At 75.4% G+C, this 13,274-nt stretch carries 10 protein-coding genes; 1 reads left to right on the forward strand and 9 read right to left on the reverse strand.

The genetic code is table 11. From position 1 onward, the window contains the following. Positions 1–26: 26 nt before the first annotated feature. From smc to WHI96_RS07430, 3 genes are all read right to left on the reverse strand, one after another. On the reverse strand, positions 27–3,632 hold the full coding sequence (gene smc / locus WHI96_RS07420; protein ID WP_345654146.1) for a chromosome segregation protein SMC: 3,606 nt from the start codon (positions 3,630–3,632) through the stop codon (positions 27–29). A 77-nt stretch (positions 3,633–3,709) separates the two neighbouring features. Then, on the reverse strand, positions 3,710–4,126 hold the full coding sequence (locus WHI96_RS07425) for a VOC family protein (RefSeq protein WP_345654143.1): 417 nt from the start codon (positions 4,124–4,126) through the stop codon (positions 3,710–3,712). Positions 4,127–4,188: 62 nt separating this feature from the next. Then, on the reverse strand, positions 4,189–4,479 hold the full coding sequence (locus WHI96_RS07430) for an acylphosphatase (RefSeq protein ID WP_226355736.1): 291 nt from the start codon (positions 4,477–4,479) through the stop codon (positions 4,189–4,191). A 22-nt stretch (positions 4,480–4,501) separates the two neighbouring features. Between WHI96_RS07430 and WHI96_RS07435 the strand changes: the two genes are divergently transcribed. Continuing rightward, positions 4,502–5,299 carry a CAP domain-containing protein gene (locus tag WHI96_RS07435; protein ID WP_345654140.1) on the forward strand — a complete coding sequence of 266 codons (798 nt, stop codon included), beginning with the start codon at positions 4,502–4,504 and terminating at the stop codon, positions 5,297–5,299. Positions 5,300–5,306: 7 nt separating this feature from the next. On the opposite strand, the gene WHI96_RS07440 is transcribed toward WHI96_RS07435, so the two are convergent. The 6 genes from WHI96_RS07440 to kdpF are packed head-to-tail and all read right to left on the reverse strand — an operon-like array spanning position 5,307 to position 13,056. Then, complete coding sequence (locus WHI96_RS07440) at positions 5,307–6,008, reverse strand: response regulator (protein ID WP_345654137.1); 702 nt, start codon at positions 6,006–6,008, stop codon at positions 5,307–5,309. Then, a complete protein-coding gene (locus WHI96_RS07445) occupies positions 6,005–8,527 on the reverse strand; it encodes a sensor histidine kinase (protein ID WP_345654135.1) in 2,523 nt (840 codons plus the stop codon). The genes WHI96_RS07440 and WHI96_RS07445 overlap by 4 nt, the downstream gene beginning before the upstream one ends. 23 nt (positions 8,528–8,550) lie before the next feature. After that, a complete protein-coding gene (locus WHI96_RS07450; RefSeq protein WP_345654132.1) occupies positions 8,551–9,159 on the reverse strand; it encodes a potassium-transporting ATPase subunit C in 609 nt (202 codons plus the stop codon). After that, a complete protein-coding gene (gene kdpB, locus WHI96_RS07455) occupies positions 9,159–11,249 on the reverse strand; it encodes a potassium-transporting ATPase subunit KdpB (protein ID WP_345654129.1) in 2,091 nt (696 codons plus the stop codon). Before kdpB ends, WHI96_RS07450 begins: the two co-directional genes overlap by 1 nt. Positions 11,250–11,287: 38 nt before the next feature. Continuing rightward, positions 11,288–12,958, reverse strand: a complete 1,671-nt coding sequence (gene kdpA, locus WHI96_RS07460) for a potassium-transporting ATPase subunit KdpA (RefSeq protein ID WP_345654126.1) — start codon at positions 12,956–12,958, stop codon at positions 11,288–11,290. Next, on the reverse strand, positions 12,958–13,056 hold the full coding sequence (kdpF, locus tag WHI96_RS07465; protein WP_345654123.1) for a K(+)-transporting ATPase subunit F: 99 nt from the start codon (positions 13,054–13,056) through the stop codon (positions 12,958–12,960). The genes kdpA and kdpF overlap by 1 nt, the downstream gene beginning before the upstream one ends. Between the last annotated feature and the right edge of the window lie 218 nt (positions 13,057–13,274).

The raw sequence follows: 13,274 nt of genomic DNA on the forward strand, positions 1-13,274 counted from the left end.
GCGCGCGGGACGGGCCGGTCAGCCGGTCAGGAGGCGGGACGCAGGCGCTGGGAGATGACCTGGGTGATGCCGTCGCCGCGCATCGAGACGCCGTAGAGGGCGTCGGCGACCTCCATCGTCGGCTTCTGGTGGGTGATGACGATGAGCTGGCTGGTCTCGCGCAGCTCCTCCATCAGCGAGATCAGCCGGCGCAGGTTGACGTCGTCGAGGGCGGCCTCGATCTCGTCGAGGACGTAGAACGGCGAGGGCCGCGCCCGGAAGATCGCGACGAGCAGCGCCATCGCGGTCAGCGAGCGCTCCCCGCCGGACAGCAGCGACAGCCGCTTGACCTTCTTGCCCGGCGGGCGGGCCTCGACCTCGATGCCGGTGGTGAGCATGTCGTCGGGGTCGGTGAGCACGAGCCTGCCGTCGCCGCCGGGGAACAGCGTCGCGAACACGGTCTCGAACTCGGCGGCGACGTCGTGGTAGGCGGTGGTGAAGACCTCGAGGATCTTGTCGTCGACCTCGCGGACGACGGTGAGCAGGTCGCGGCGGGTGTTCTTGAGGTCCTCGAGCTGGGTGGACAGGAACTTGTAGCGCTCCTCCAGCGCCGCGAACTCCTCCAGCGCGAGTGGGTTGACCTTGCCGAGCAGCGACAGGTCCTTCTCCGCCCGCCTGAGGCGGCGTTCCTGGGTGGGCCGGTCGAACGGGACGGGCGGCGGCGCGGAGACCTGCTCGCCGCGCTCGCGGGCGGCCTCGTACTCGGCGGTCTCGGCCGCCGACGGCGGCACCGGGACCTCGGGCCCGTACTCGGCGACGAGGTCGTCGACGCCGATGCCGTGGTCGCCGAGGATCTTCTCGGTCAGCTGCTCCAGGCGCATCCGGGTCTGCTGGCGCACCATCTCGTCGCGGTGGACGGCGTCGGTGAGCTTCTCCAGCAGCGCGGTGAGCTTCGTGGTGGTGTCGCGGGCCTCGGTGTGGGCGCGCTCGCGTTCGGCGCGTGCGGCCTGGATCTCGTCGCGCTCCGCGCCCGCGGCGGCCAGGGAGCGTTCGATCCGCTCGGCGGCGACCTGCCCGGCGTCGACGACGAGCCGGGCGACCTCCGAGGCCCGCTCCCGTTCGGCGGCCGCGGCGGCGGCCCGGGACCGGGCGAGGCGCTCGCCGTGCGCCTGGCGGCGCAGGGTCTCGGCGCGCCCGGCGATGGCGCGGGCCCGCTCCTCGGCGGTGCGCAGCGCGAGGCGGCACTCGACCTCCTCGGAGCGGACCTGTTCGACCCGCTCGGCGGCCTCGTCGCGCAGCTCGGTGTCGGGCTCGTCGTCGACCGGGGCGTCGGAGGCCAGCGACAGCTGGTGCTCGGCGGCCTCCAGCTCGATCAGCGAGTCCGACCGCCGCCGTTCGACGGTGTCGCGGCGGTCGCGCAGACGCTGGGCCTCGGCGCGGGCGGAGGTGACGACCTGTTCGAGCCGCCCGAGCCGGCCGGCGGCGGCCGAGCGGCGCCGGTCGGCGTCGGCGACGGCGGCGCGGGCCGCGGTCAGGTCGGCCCCGCGGGCGGTCTCCTCGGCGCGGGCGCCCTCGCAGGTGGGGCGCAGCGACTCCAGCTCGGCGTCGACGGCGTCGCGGGCGGTGACCGCGTCGTCGACGGCGGCCTGCAGCTGCAGCGCGCCCTCCCCGGCGCCGGTACCGCCGCGGGCGGCGTGCGCGGTGAGCAGGTCCCCCTCGGTCGTGACCGCGGTCAGCCCCGGCCGGGCCCCGACGGCGGTGGCCGCGGCGTCCAGGCCGTCGACGACGACCACCCCGGCCAGCAGCTCCCCCAGCGCCGGGGCGAGCGCGGGCGGGGCGGTGACGAGCGCGGCCGCCCAGCGCCCGGCGGGCGGGGCGCCGTCGGGGACCGGGACCGGCACCCGCCCGGCGGAGGTGTCGGCCCCGGCGGCCCCGGCGCCGACGAGCAGCGCGGCCCGGCCCGCGTCACCGCGGCGCAGGGACCGCAGCGCGTCGGCAGCGGAGACCACGGAGGCGACGGCGACGCCCTCGGCCAGCTCGCCCAGCGCCGCGGCGACCGCGGCCCGCCCGGACGGCTCGACCTCGACGAGCTCGGCGACGGCGCCGAGCACCCCGTCGTCTCCGGAGTCGAGCAGGGCGCCGGTGCCGTCCCGGCGGACCAGGCCGACCTGCAGGGCGTCGACCCGGGCCCGCCAGTGCGCGCGGCGCTGCTCGGCGTCGCGTTCGGCGGCGACCAGCTCGGCGACCCGCTCGGCCGCGCTGCGGTGCGCGGCCTCGGCCTGCTCCACCCGGACGGCGAGTGCCTCGGTGTCCGCCCCGTCCCCGGACACGCCGAGGGACTCCCGCGCGGTCTCCAGCTCGGCCTCGGCCTCGGCGGTGCGGGCGCCCGCCTCGGCGAGCGCCTCGGACAGCCGCTCGATCTCCTCCGCCGTCGCGGCGACCCCGGAGCGCAGCGCGTCGGCCTTCCCGGCGAGGGTGGCGATCCCGGCGCGGCGGTCGGCGATGGCGCGCACCGCGGCCAGGTGCTCGCGTTCGGCGGCGGCGAGGGTCCGCTCGCGCTCGGCCTTCTCGGTGACGGCCTCGTCGAGCAGGCGCCGGGCGTCGGCGACGGCGGCGACCAGCTCGTCCTCCTGCTCGGCGACCGCGTCGGCCTCGGCCTCGGTCTCGTCCGGGTCGCGGCCGGGGGTGCGCCCCGCCTCGACCGAGGAGGTGAGGTGGCGGACGCGTTCCTCGGCGAGGCGCACCGTGCCGCGCAGCCGCTCGGCCAGCGCGGAGAGCTGGTACCAGGTGTCCTGGGCGACCTGCAGCCGCGGCGCGTCCGCGGCGAGCGCGGTCTCCAGCTCGTCCTGGCGCTCGCGGGCGACGTCGAGCTGCTCCTCGACCTCGGCGCGGCGGCGCCGGGCCTGCTCCTGGGACGCCTCCTCGCGCCGGGTCTCCTCGGACAGGGTCACGTAGTCGTCGGCGGCCAGACGGAGCCGGGCGTCGCGCAGCTCGGTCTGCACGGCCTGGGCGCGGCGGGCGATCTCGGCCTGGCGGCCCAGCGGCTTGAGCTGGCGGCGCAGCTCGGCGGTGAGGTCGGTGAGCCGGGTGAGGTTGGCCTGCATCGCGTCGAGCTTGCGGAGCGCCTTCTCCTTGCGCTTGCGGTGCTTGAGGACCCCGGCGGCCTCCTCGATGTAGGAGCGGCGGTCCTCCGGCTTGGACTGCAGGACCCCGTCGAGCTGGCCCTGCCCGACGATGACGTGCATCTCCCGGCCGATACCGGAGTCGCTGAGCAGCTCCTGCACGTCGAGCAGCCGGGCGCGGGAGCCGTTGATCTCGTACTCGCCGGCGCCGTCGCGGAACATCCGGCGGGTCACCGAGACCTCGGAGTAGTCGATCGGCAGGGCGCCGTCGGAGTTGTCGATGGTGAGGGTGACCTCGGCGCGGCCCAGCGCCGCCCGGCCGGACGTGCCGGCGAAGATCACGTCCTCCATCTTGCCGCCGCGCAGCGCCTTGGCGCCCTGCTCACCGAGCACCCAGCTGATCGCGTCGACGACGTTCGACTTGCCCGATCCGTTCGGCCCGACGACGCAGGTGATCCCCGGTTCCAGGCGCAGCGTGGTGGCCGAGGCGAAGGACTTGAAGCCCTTCATCGTCAGCGTCTTCAGGTGCACGGGCGGGGATCTCCAGGTGCGCGGGGCCCACAGGGTAGCCGGGCGGGCCGTCGTGCCCGGCGGCCCGCCCGCGCACCTCAGGCGGTCGGCGCCGAGGCGTTGACCAGCCAGCGGACGCCGAACCGGTCGGTGAGCTGGCCGAACTCGTCGCCCCACATCTGCTTCTCCATCGCGACGTCGACGACGCCGCCCTCGGCGAGCCCGGCGAAGAAGCCGCGCAGCTTCTCCGGGTCGTCGCCGGACAGGCTGACCGAGATGCCCGACGGCGGCCCCACCGGGCGCTGCGGGTCGCCGTCGGAGGCCATGAGTGCGAAGCCGTCGGGGGTGCCGAGGTAGGCGTGCATCACGCCGTCCGGCGGCGGGACGGGGCCCTCGGCGCCCATGTCACCGAAGGTCATGACCTGCAGCTCGCCCCCCAGTACGGAGCGGTAGAACTCCATCGCCTCGCGCGCCTGGTGGTCGAAGTGCAGGTACGGGTTCATCTGGACGGGCATCGGGGCCTCCGGGGGTCGGTGTGGGCACAGGTGTAGACCCCCGCACCGACAGAACTGAGCGGTCAGGCCTCGACGAACCCGGAAAATGCCCCGGACGGCTCAGCCCACTGCTCCGACACCGACGTCACCCGCCCCGGGGTGTCCCCGCCGCGCAGCAGCTCCAGCAGGCGGTCGCAGGAGGCGCGGTCACCCTCCGCGGTCACCGCGACCCGGCCGTCGGACAGGTTGCGGGCCTGGCCGACGAGGCCGAGCTCGAGCCCCCGCGACCGCGTCCACCAGCGGAAACCGACGCCCTGCACCTCCCCCTGGACCCATGCGATCAGCCGAACGGTCGAATCCGTGTTGCCACTCACAGTGCTGCTACGTTACGCGACCGTGACCCGACGACGCACACCGCGCGCCGCGAGCGCCGTGCTCGGCGGGGTGGGGGCCGGTGCCGTGCTGGCCATGGCCGCCCCGCTCGCCGCACCGGCGCTCACCACAGGGGGCTCGCCCGACGCCGGACGGCCCGGCGGACCGGTCTCCGACACCCTGCCGCTCCGGGCGGTCGGTGCCGCCCACGCGACGACGGCCCCGGCGCAGGCCGGTGACGGCGCCCCGGTCGACGGCGCCGCGCTCGTCCGCGGTGCGCTCGCCGCGGCCCCGGCCGACCCGGGCTCCTCCGCCCGGACCGCGCTCGACGCGCTCTCCGCGCACGAGGCGGCCACCGCCGCGGCCGGAGCGGCCGGGCCCGCCGCCGGTCGCGCCGCAGGGCCGGTCCCCACGGCGCGCCCGACGGCCCCGTCGGCGAGGAGTGTCGTGGCCGGGCTGTCCGGCGAGCTCGCCCGGGTCGTGGAGCTGACCAACGCCGAGCGGGCCGCCGCGGGCTGCGGTGCACTGCGGGCCGACCCGCGGATCAGCGCGGCCGCCCAGGGCCACAGCGAGGACATGGCCGCCCAGGGCTACTTCGCCCACGACAGCCGCGACGGCCGGGACTTCGCCGACCGCATCACCGCGGCGGGCTACGACTCCCCCGGCGCGGAGAACATCGCGATGGGCCAGCCGGACGCGGCGACCGTGGTGCAGGACTGGATGGAGTCCCCCGGGCACCGGAAGAACATCCTGAACTGCTCGCTGACCACGATCGGCGTCGGACTGGCCGACGGGTACTGGACCCAGGACTTCGGCCGCTGAGACCGGCTCAGCCGTCGAACCGGTACCCCATCCCCGCCTCGGTGATCAGGTACTTCGGCCGCGACGGCACCGGCTCCAGCTTGCGCCGCAGCTGGGCGAGGTAGACCCGCAGGTAGTGGGTCTCGGTGCCGTACTGCGGGCCCCAGACCTCGCGCAGCAGCCGCCTCTGCTCGACGAGCTTGCCGCGGTGGCGCACCAGCAGCTCCAGGATCCCCCACTCGGTCGGGGTCAGGTGCACCTGGGCGCCGTCGGCGCGCGCGACCGTCTTGGCGGCCAGGTCGACGGTGAAGTCCGCGGTGGTCACGACGGCCTCGCCGTCGACGGTCGACACGGCGGCGCGGCGCACCGCGGCCCGCAGCCGGGCCAGCAGCTCGGACATCCCGAACGGCTTGGTCACGTAGTCGTCGGCGCCGGCGTCGAGCGCCCGGACCTTGTCGGTGGAGTCGGTGCGCGCGGACAGCACGATCACCGGGACCGTGCTCCAGCCGCGCAGCCCCTCGACGACCTCGGTGCCGTCGAGGTCGGGCAGCCCCAGGTCGAGCACGACGACGTCCGGGTGCCCGTCCGCGGCCGCCCGCAGCGCGGCCGAGCCGTCGGCGGCGACGAGCACCGTGTAGCCGTGCGCGGTGAGGTTGATCCGCAGGGCCCGCAGGATCTGCGGGTCGTCGTCGACGACCAGCACCCGCACGCCGTTGCCGCCCCCGCTCACCGGGCCACCCCCACCGGCGCGGCGGGCAGCGAGACGACGACGGTGAGACCGCCGCCCGGGGTGTCCTCCGCGGTCAGCTCGCCGCCCATCACCACGGTCAGCCCCTGCGCCACCGACAGCCCCAGGCCGAGCCCGGACGTCGCGTCGCGGTCGCCGAGGCGCTGGAACGCGGCGAACAGCGCGTCGCGCTCGCGCGGTGCGACACCGCGCCCCCGGTCGACGACGCGCAGCTCGACCCGGTCGGAGTAGGCGCTGGCGCGCAGGAACACCTCGGTCCCGCCGTGCCGCAGCGCGTTGTCCACGACGTTGGCGAGCACCCGGTCGAGCAGGCCCGCGTCGGCGAGCACGTCGGGCAGGTCCTCGTCGATCTCGACCCGGACCCGGTCGGCGCCCTCCAGGCCGAGCAGCGCGGTGGCGGCGACCTCGTCGTAGCCGACCGGGGCGAGCAGCGGGGTCACCGCGCCGGCGGCGAGCCGGGAGGAGTCGAGCAGGTTGTCGACCAGGCCGGTGAGCCGGTCCGCGGACTCCTCGACGGTCGCCAGCAGCTCGGCGCGGTCGTCCGGTCCGAGCGGGAGGTGCTCGTCGCGCAGGCTGCCCGCGGCGGCCTTGATCGAGGTCAGCGGGCTGCGCAGGTCGTGCCCGACGGCCGAGAGCAGCGCGCCGCGGGTCTCGTTGGCGGCCGCGCGGCGCTCGGCGTCGGCGGCCCCGGCCTCGGCGCGCTGCCCGCGCAGCGCCAGCAGCGCCTGCCCGCCGACGACCTCCAGCAGCCTGCGGTCGGCCGCGGGCAGGGCCCGGCCGGTGCCGACGAGGTGCAGCCCCTCGTCGACGACGACGTCGACGTCGGCCTTCTCCGGCCGGTCGCACGCCCCGGCGTCGCCGGTGCAGGCCACCCGGCGCCACACCCGGTCCCCGCCGCGTTCGAGCAGCGCGACCGACGTCAGCGCCCAGGTCTCGCGGACCCGGTCCAGCAGCCGCGGCAGCGGGTCGGACCGGGTCAGCACGGTCCGCGCGAACGACGCCAGCAGCGCGGCCTCGGCCCGGGCCCGCGCCGCCTGCTCCGCCCGCCGGGCCGCCCGGTCGACGACGAGCGCCACCAGCACCCCCACCAGCAGCATCGTCGCCACGGTGATGACGTTGCCGGGGTTGGCGATCGCGAGGGAGTACAGCGGCGGGGACAGGAAGAAGTTCAGCAGCAGCCCACCGAGCAGCGCCGCCAGCAGCGCCGGACCGAGCCCGCCCGCCAGTGCGGCGAGCACGGTCGCGAGGAAGTAGAGGACGACGTCGGTGGACAGGTCCACCCAGTCGGTCAGCGCGATCCCGAGCAGGGTCGCCGCAGCCGGGGCGAGCACGGCGGTCGCCCAGCCGACGGCCTGCCTGCCCGCGGGCAGCCCGCTGCGCAGGGAGGGCAGTCGGCCGCCCGGCAGTGCCAGTCCCCTGCTGGAGTGGGTGACCATGTGCACGTCGATCGGGCCGGACTCCTGCACCACCCGCGCGCCGATGCCGGGGTCGAACACCCGGGCCAGTCGGGAGCGCCGCGACGTGCCCAGCACGAGCTGGGTGGCGTTGGCGCCGCGGGCGAAGTCGAGCAGGGCGTCGTCGACGGACTCCCCGACGACGGTGTGGAAGCTCGCGCCGACCCCCTCGGCCATCCGCCGCACCCGGTCCGCGGCGACCACCGGCGCCCCGGCGCGGCCGGGGACCAGGCCGTCGCCGCGCAGCACGTGCACCGCCATCAGGTCGGCGCCGCCGGAGCGTTTCGCGATCCGCGCGGCACGGCGCAGCACCGTCTCGGACTCCCGGCCACCGGTCAGCGCGACGACCACCCGCTCGCGGGTCTCCCACACGTCGGACACCTGCTGCTCGGTGCGGTAGCGGCGCAGCACCACGTCCACCTCGTCGGCGATCCACAGCAGCGCGAGCTCCCGCAGGGCGACGAGGTTGGGCACCCGGAAGTAGTGCGCCAGCGCGGCGTCGACGCGTTCGGGCGGGTAGACGTTGCCGTGCGCGAGCCTGCGGCGCAGCGCCTCCGGGGTGATGTCGACGATCTCGATCTGCTCGGCGCGGCGGACCACGTCGTCGGGCACGGTCTCCTGCTGGCGGGCCCCGGTGATGGTCTCGACGACGTCGCCGAGGGACTCCAGGTGCTGCACGTTGACCGTGGAGATGACGTCGATGCCGGCGTCGAGCAGCTCCTCCACGTCCTGCCAGCGCTTGGCGTGGCGCGAGCCGGGCGCATTGGTGTGGGCGAGCTCGTCGACCAGCACGACCTGGGGGCGCCGGGCCAGGACCGCGTCGACGTCCATCTCGTGCAGCTCGGTGCCGCCGTGGAGCACGGTGCGGCGCGGGACCGTCTCGAGGCCGTCGAGCAGCCCCGCGGTGCGCTCCCGCCCGTGGGTCTCGACGACCCCGACGACCACGTCGGCGCCGCGCCCGAGCCTGCGGTGGGCCTCGCCGAGCATGGCGAAGGTCTTCCCGACCCCGGGCGCGGCACCGAGGTGGATCCGCAGCTCTCCCCTCACCCGGCCATTGTGGTCCCGTCCCACTACCGCGCGTTCCGCACGGACAGGTTGAGTTCGGTGACGTCCACCCGCGGCTCCCCGAGGAAGCCCAGGGTGCGCCCGCTGGTGGCGTCGGCGACGAGCTCCTGGACCCGCGACGGCGGGAGCCCGGTGACGCGGGCGACGCGCGGCGCCTGGAGTGCGGCGTAGGCCGGGCTGATGTCGGGGTCGAGCCCGGAGCCGGACGCGGTGACGGCGTCGGTCGGGACGGCGGCGGGGTCGACGCCCTCCCGGGCGGCGATCACCGCCCGGCGCTGCTCCACCGACTCGAGCAGGCCGGTGTCGAAGCCGCCCTTGTTGGACCCGCCGGAGGTCGTCGTGTCGGCCGGACCGAGCCCGGCCTCGGCCGTCGACGTCGACGACGGGCGGGTGTGGAAGTAGGGGTCGGCCGCCGGGTCGGCCGCGACCGGGTCGATCCCGATGAGCGACGAGCCGGTGCCGCCGGGCAGCACCGAGCCCTCGGCCTGCGTGGACAGCCCGGGGACGCGGGAGACGCCCCAGATCGCGAGCGGGTAGACGATGCCGCACAGGACGGTCATGACGAGGAGCACGCGCAGGCCGGTCGCGGTCTGGCGGCGCAGGGTGGTGAGCATCAGATCCCCGGGACGAAGCGGACGAGCAGGTCGATGAGCGCGATCCCGACGAACGGGGTGACGACCCCGCCGAGGCCGTAGACCAGCAGGTTGCGCCGCAGCAGCGACGCCGCCGACGAGGGCCGGTACCGGACCCCGCGCAGGGCGAGCGGGATCAGCGCGACGATCACCAGCGCGTTGAAGATGACTGCGGAGAGGATCGCGGACTCCGGGGTCGCCAGGCCCATGACGTCGAGCAGCCCCAGCGACGGGTACAGCGCGACGAACATCGCGGGCAGGATCGCGAAGTACTTCGCGAGGTCGTTGGCGACGGAGAACGTCGTCAGCGCGCCGCGGGTGATGAGCAGCTGCTTGCCGATCTCGACGATCTCGATGAGCTTGGTCGGGTCGGAGTCCAGGTCTACCATGTTCCCGGCCTCCTTGGCGGCGGAGGTGCCGGTGTTCATGGCGACGCCGACGTCGGCCCGGGCGAGCGCGGGCGCGTCGTTGGTGCCGTCGCCGGTCATCGCGACGAGCCGCCCGCCCTCCTGCTCGCGGCGGATGTAGGCGAGCTTGTCCTCCGGGGTGGCCTCGGCGATGTGGTCGTCGACGCCGGCCTGGGCGGCGATCGCGGCCGCGGTGCGCGGGTTGTCACCGGTGACCATCACGGTGCGGATGCCCATGGCCCGCAGCTCGGCGAAGCGCTCCGCCACGCCGGGCTTGACGACGTCGGACAGCTCGATCACGCCGAGCACGGCCGCACCGTCACCGCCGGGGCCGGAGGCCCGGGCGACGACCAGCGGGGTCCCCCCGCCGTCGGAGATGGACTCGACCAGACGGTCCGCCTCGGCGCGGTCGGTGACCCGCGCCCAGTCCAGGACCGCGGCCGCGGCGCCCTTGCGGACGACACCGCCCGGCAGGTCGATGCCCGACATCCGGGTCTGCGCGGTGAACGGCACGAACTCGGCGACGGCCTCGGTCGCGTCGGCCTCCGGCGCCAGGCCGTGCTCGGCCGCGCAGAGCTCGACGATGCTACGGCCCTCGGGGGTCTGGTCGGCGAGGCTGGACAGCCGCGCGGCGCGGGCCAGCTCCTCGACGCCGGTGCCGCCGACCGGGTGCAGCGCGGTGGCGCGCCGGTTGCCGAAGGTGATGGTGCCGGTCTTGTCGAGCAGCAGGGTGTCGACGTCGCCGGCGGCCTCGACCGCGCGTCCGGAGGTGGCGAGCACGTTGCGCCGCACGAGCCGGTCCATCCCGGCGATGCCGATCGCCGACAGCAGCGCCCCGATCGTGGTCGGGATCAGGCAGACCAGCAGCGCGGTGAGCACCAGCAGCGGCACCTGGGTGCCGGCGTAGGCGCTCATCGGCGCGATCGCGGCCACCGCGAGCAGGAAGATGATCGTCAGCGCCGACAGCAGGATGGTCAGGGCGATCTCGTTCGGCGTCTTCTGCCGGGCGGCGCCCTCGACGAGCGCGATCATCCGGTCGACGAAGGACTCCCCCGGCTTCGTCGTGATCCGCACGACGATCCGGTCCGAGAGCACGGTGGTGCCGCCGGTGACGGCGCAGCGGTCGCCGCCCGCCTCCCGGATGACCGGCGCGGACTCGCCGGTGATGGCGGACTCGTCGACCGAGGCGATGCCGTGCACGACGTCGCCGTCGCCGGGGATCGTCTCCCCCGCCTCGACGACGACGAGGTCACCGAGGCGCAGCTGCGCGCCGGGGACCTGCTCCTCGGCGGCGTCGCGGTCGGCGGGCGAGTCGGTGACCAGCCTGCGGGCGACGGTGTCGCGCTGGGTGGCGCGCAGCGAGGCGGCCTGGGCCCTGCCGCGCCCCTCCGCGACGGCCTCGGCGAGGTTGGCGAACAGCACGGTGAACCACAGCCACACCGCGACGAGCACCGCGAAGACGCTCGGGTCGGCGGCGGCGAGCACCGTGACCAGCACGGACCCGACCCAGACGACGAACATGACCGGGTTGCGGGCCTGCACCCGCGGGTCGAGCTTGCGCAGGGCCTCGGGCAGGGCGGCCAGCAGCCGGCGGGGGGCGAACGCCCCGGCGGCGACCGGCGTCGCGCCCGGCGGTGCCGTCTGCGGCTCGGTCGTCACGGACACGGGTTCCTCCGACTCGGCGCGGTGGTGGTGGGTGGCGGTCACGAGAGGGCCTCGGCGATCGGGCCGAGCGCGAGCGCCGGGAAGAAGGTCAGCGCGGACACGAGCAGCACGGTGCCGCCGACCAGGCCGGCGAACAGCGGGCCGTCGGTCGGGAGCGTCCCGGCACCGGCCGGGACGCGGCGCCGGCGGGCCAGCGAGCCGGCGAGTGCCAGCACCGCGAGCATCGGCACGAACCGGCCGAACAGCATGGCCAGCCCCAGGCCGGCCTGGAAGAAGTCGCCGGTCGCGGTGAGCCCGCCGAACGCGGAGCCGTTGTTGTTGGCCGCCGAGGCCCAGGCGTAGAGGACCTCGGAGAAGCCGTGCGCACCGGAGTTGCCCAGTGCTCCCGCGGTGCCGGGCAGTGCGATGGCCAGGCCCGCGCCGATCAGGACGAACGCGGGCATGACCAGGATCGACACGGCGGCGTAGGTGATCTCGCGCCGGCCGAGCTTCTTGCCCAGGTACTCCGGGGTGCGCCCGACCATCAGCCCGGCCAGGAACACCGCGACGACCGCGAGCACCAGCAGGCCGTAGAGCCCGGAGCCGACGCCGCCGGGGGCGACCTCGCCGAGCAGCATGTTCAGCAGCGCGACGCCGCCGCCCGCCCCGGTGAGGCTGTCGTGGGTGGCGTTGACCGCGCCGGTGGACGTGCCCGTGGTGGACACGACGAACAGGGCGGAGCCGGGGATGCCGAACCGCACCTCCTTGCCCTCCATCGCCCCGCCCGCGGCGAGCGCGGCCGGGCCGTTGGGGTGCAGCTCGGCGAACCAGGTCGCGGCGAGGAACAGCGCCCACAGCCCGCCCATCACCGACAGCAGCACGACGCCCTGGCGGACCCGCCCGACCAGCACGCCGAACGTGCGGGTCAGCGCGACCGGGATCACGAGCATCAGGAAGATCTCGAGCAGGTTCGACAGCGGGTTCGGGTTCTCGAACGGGTGCGCGGAGTTGGCGTTGAGGATGCCGCCGCCGTTGGTGCCGAGCTCCTTGACCGCCTCCTGCGACGCGGCCGGGGCGAGCGCCAGGGTGTGGACGCTGCCGTCGACGGTCGTCACGTCGACACCGGACCGCAGCGACTGGACGACGCCGGTGGCGACGAGCACGACCGCGGCGACGGCCGCGATCGGCAGCAGGATCCGGACGACGCCGCGGACGAGGTCGACCCAGAAGTTGCCGATCCGGCCGTCGCCGTCACCGGAGGCGACGAAGCCGCGCACGAGCGCGACCGCGACCGCCATCCCCACCGCCGCGGACGCGATGTTCTGCACGGTCAGCCCGGCCATCTGCACGGTGTGCCCGAGCACCTGCTCGGGCACGTAGGACTGCCAGTTCGTGTTGGTCACGAACGACACCGCGGTGTTGAACGCCATCGTGGGCGACACCGAGGTGGCGCCGTCGGTGCCGCGCCCGAACCCGAGCGGGAGGAAGGCCTGCAGCCGCTGCAGCAGGTAGAGCAGCGCGATCGAGACGAACGAGAAGCCCAGCACGCCCGCGGCGTAGGTCGTCCAGCGCTGCGGTGAGTCGGCGTCGATCCGGCAGACCCGGTGGACGAGCCGCTCGACCCGCCAGTGCCGGGTGTCGGTGTAGACCCGCGCCATCCAGTCGCCCAGCGGCTTCCAGGTCACGGCGAGCAGCGCCACCAGCGCCGCCGCCTGCGCGAGCCCCGCCATCAGAACCGCTCCGGGTGGAGCAGGGCGATCACCAGGTAGACCAGCAGGGCCAGGGCGATCAGTCCCCCGGCCGCGTTCTCGACGACGGTCGCGATCACGGCTTCTCCATCCCGCGCAGGGTGAGCGCGAGGACGGCGAAGGACGCCACCAGCAACGCGATGCAGGCCAGGTCGGCCACGGGACTCTCCTCGGTCGTGCCCACCCGCCGGCATGTCCGGCGGGCTGCGGGGATCGTGCGCCGCACCGGCGGTCGCGCCCGCGGCGATGACGGCGGATTGACGCCCACCGGGTCGCGCGTTGACGCGTTCCTGACGCC

Source organism: Pseudonocardia tropica, assembly GCF_040105315.1.
GTDB classification, from domain to species: domain Bacteria; phylum Actinomycetota; class Actinomycetes; order Mycobacteriales; family Pseudonocardiaceae; genus Pseudonocardia; species Pseudonocardia alni.

Excerpts from the sequence above, each read along its gene's own strand:
- WHI96_RS07425 (WP_345654143.1), bottom strand. The coding sequence starts at position 4,126 with ATGCCCGTCCAGATGAACCCGTACCTGCACTTCGACCACCAGGCGCGC.
- WHI96_RS07450 (WP_345654132.1), bottom strand. The coding sequence starts at position 9,159 with ATGCTCACCACCCTGCGCCGCCAGACCGCGACCGGCCTGCGCGTGCTC.
- kdpA (WP_345654126.1), bottom strand. The coding sequence starts at position 12,958 with ATGGCGGGGCTCGCGCAGGCGGCGGCGCTGGTGGCGCTGCTCGCCGTG.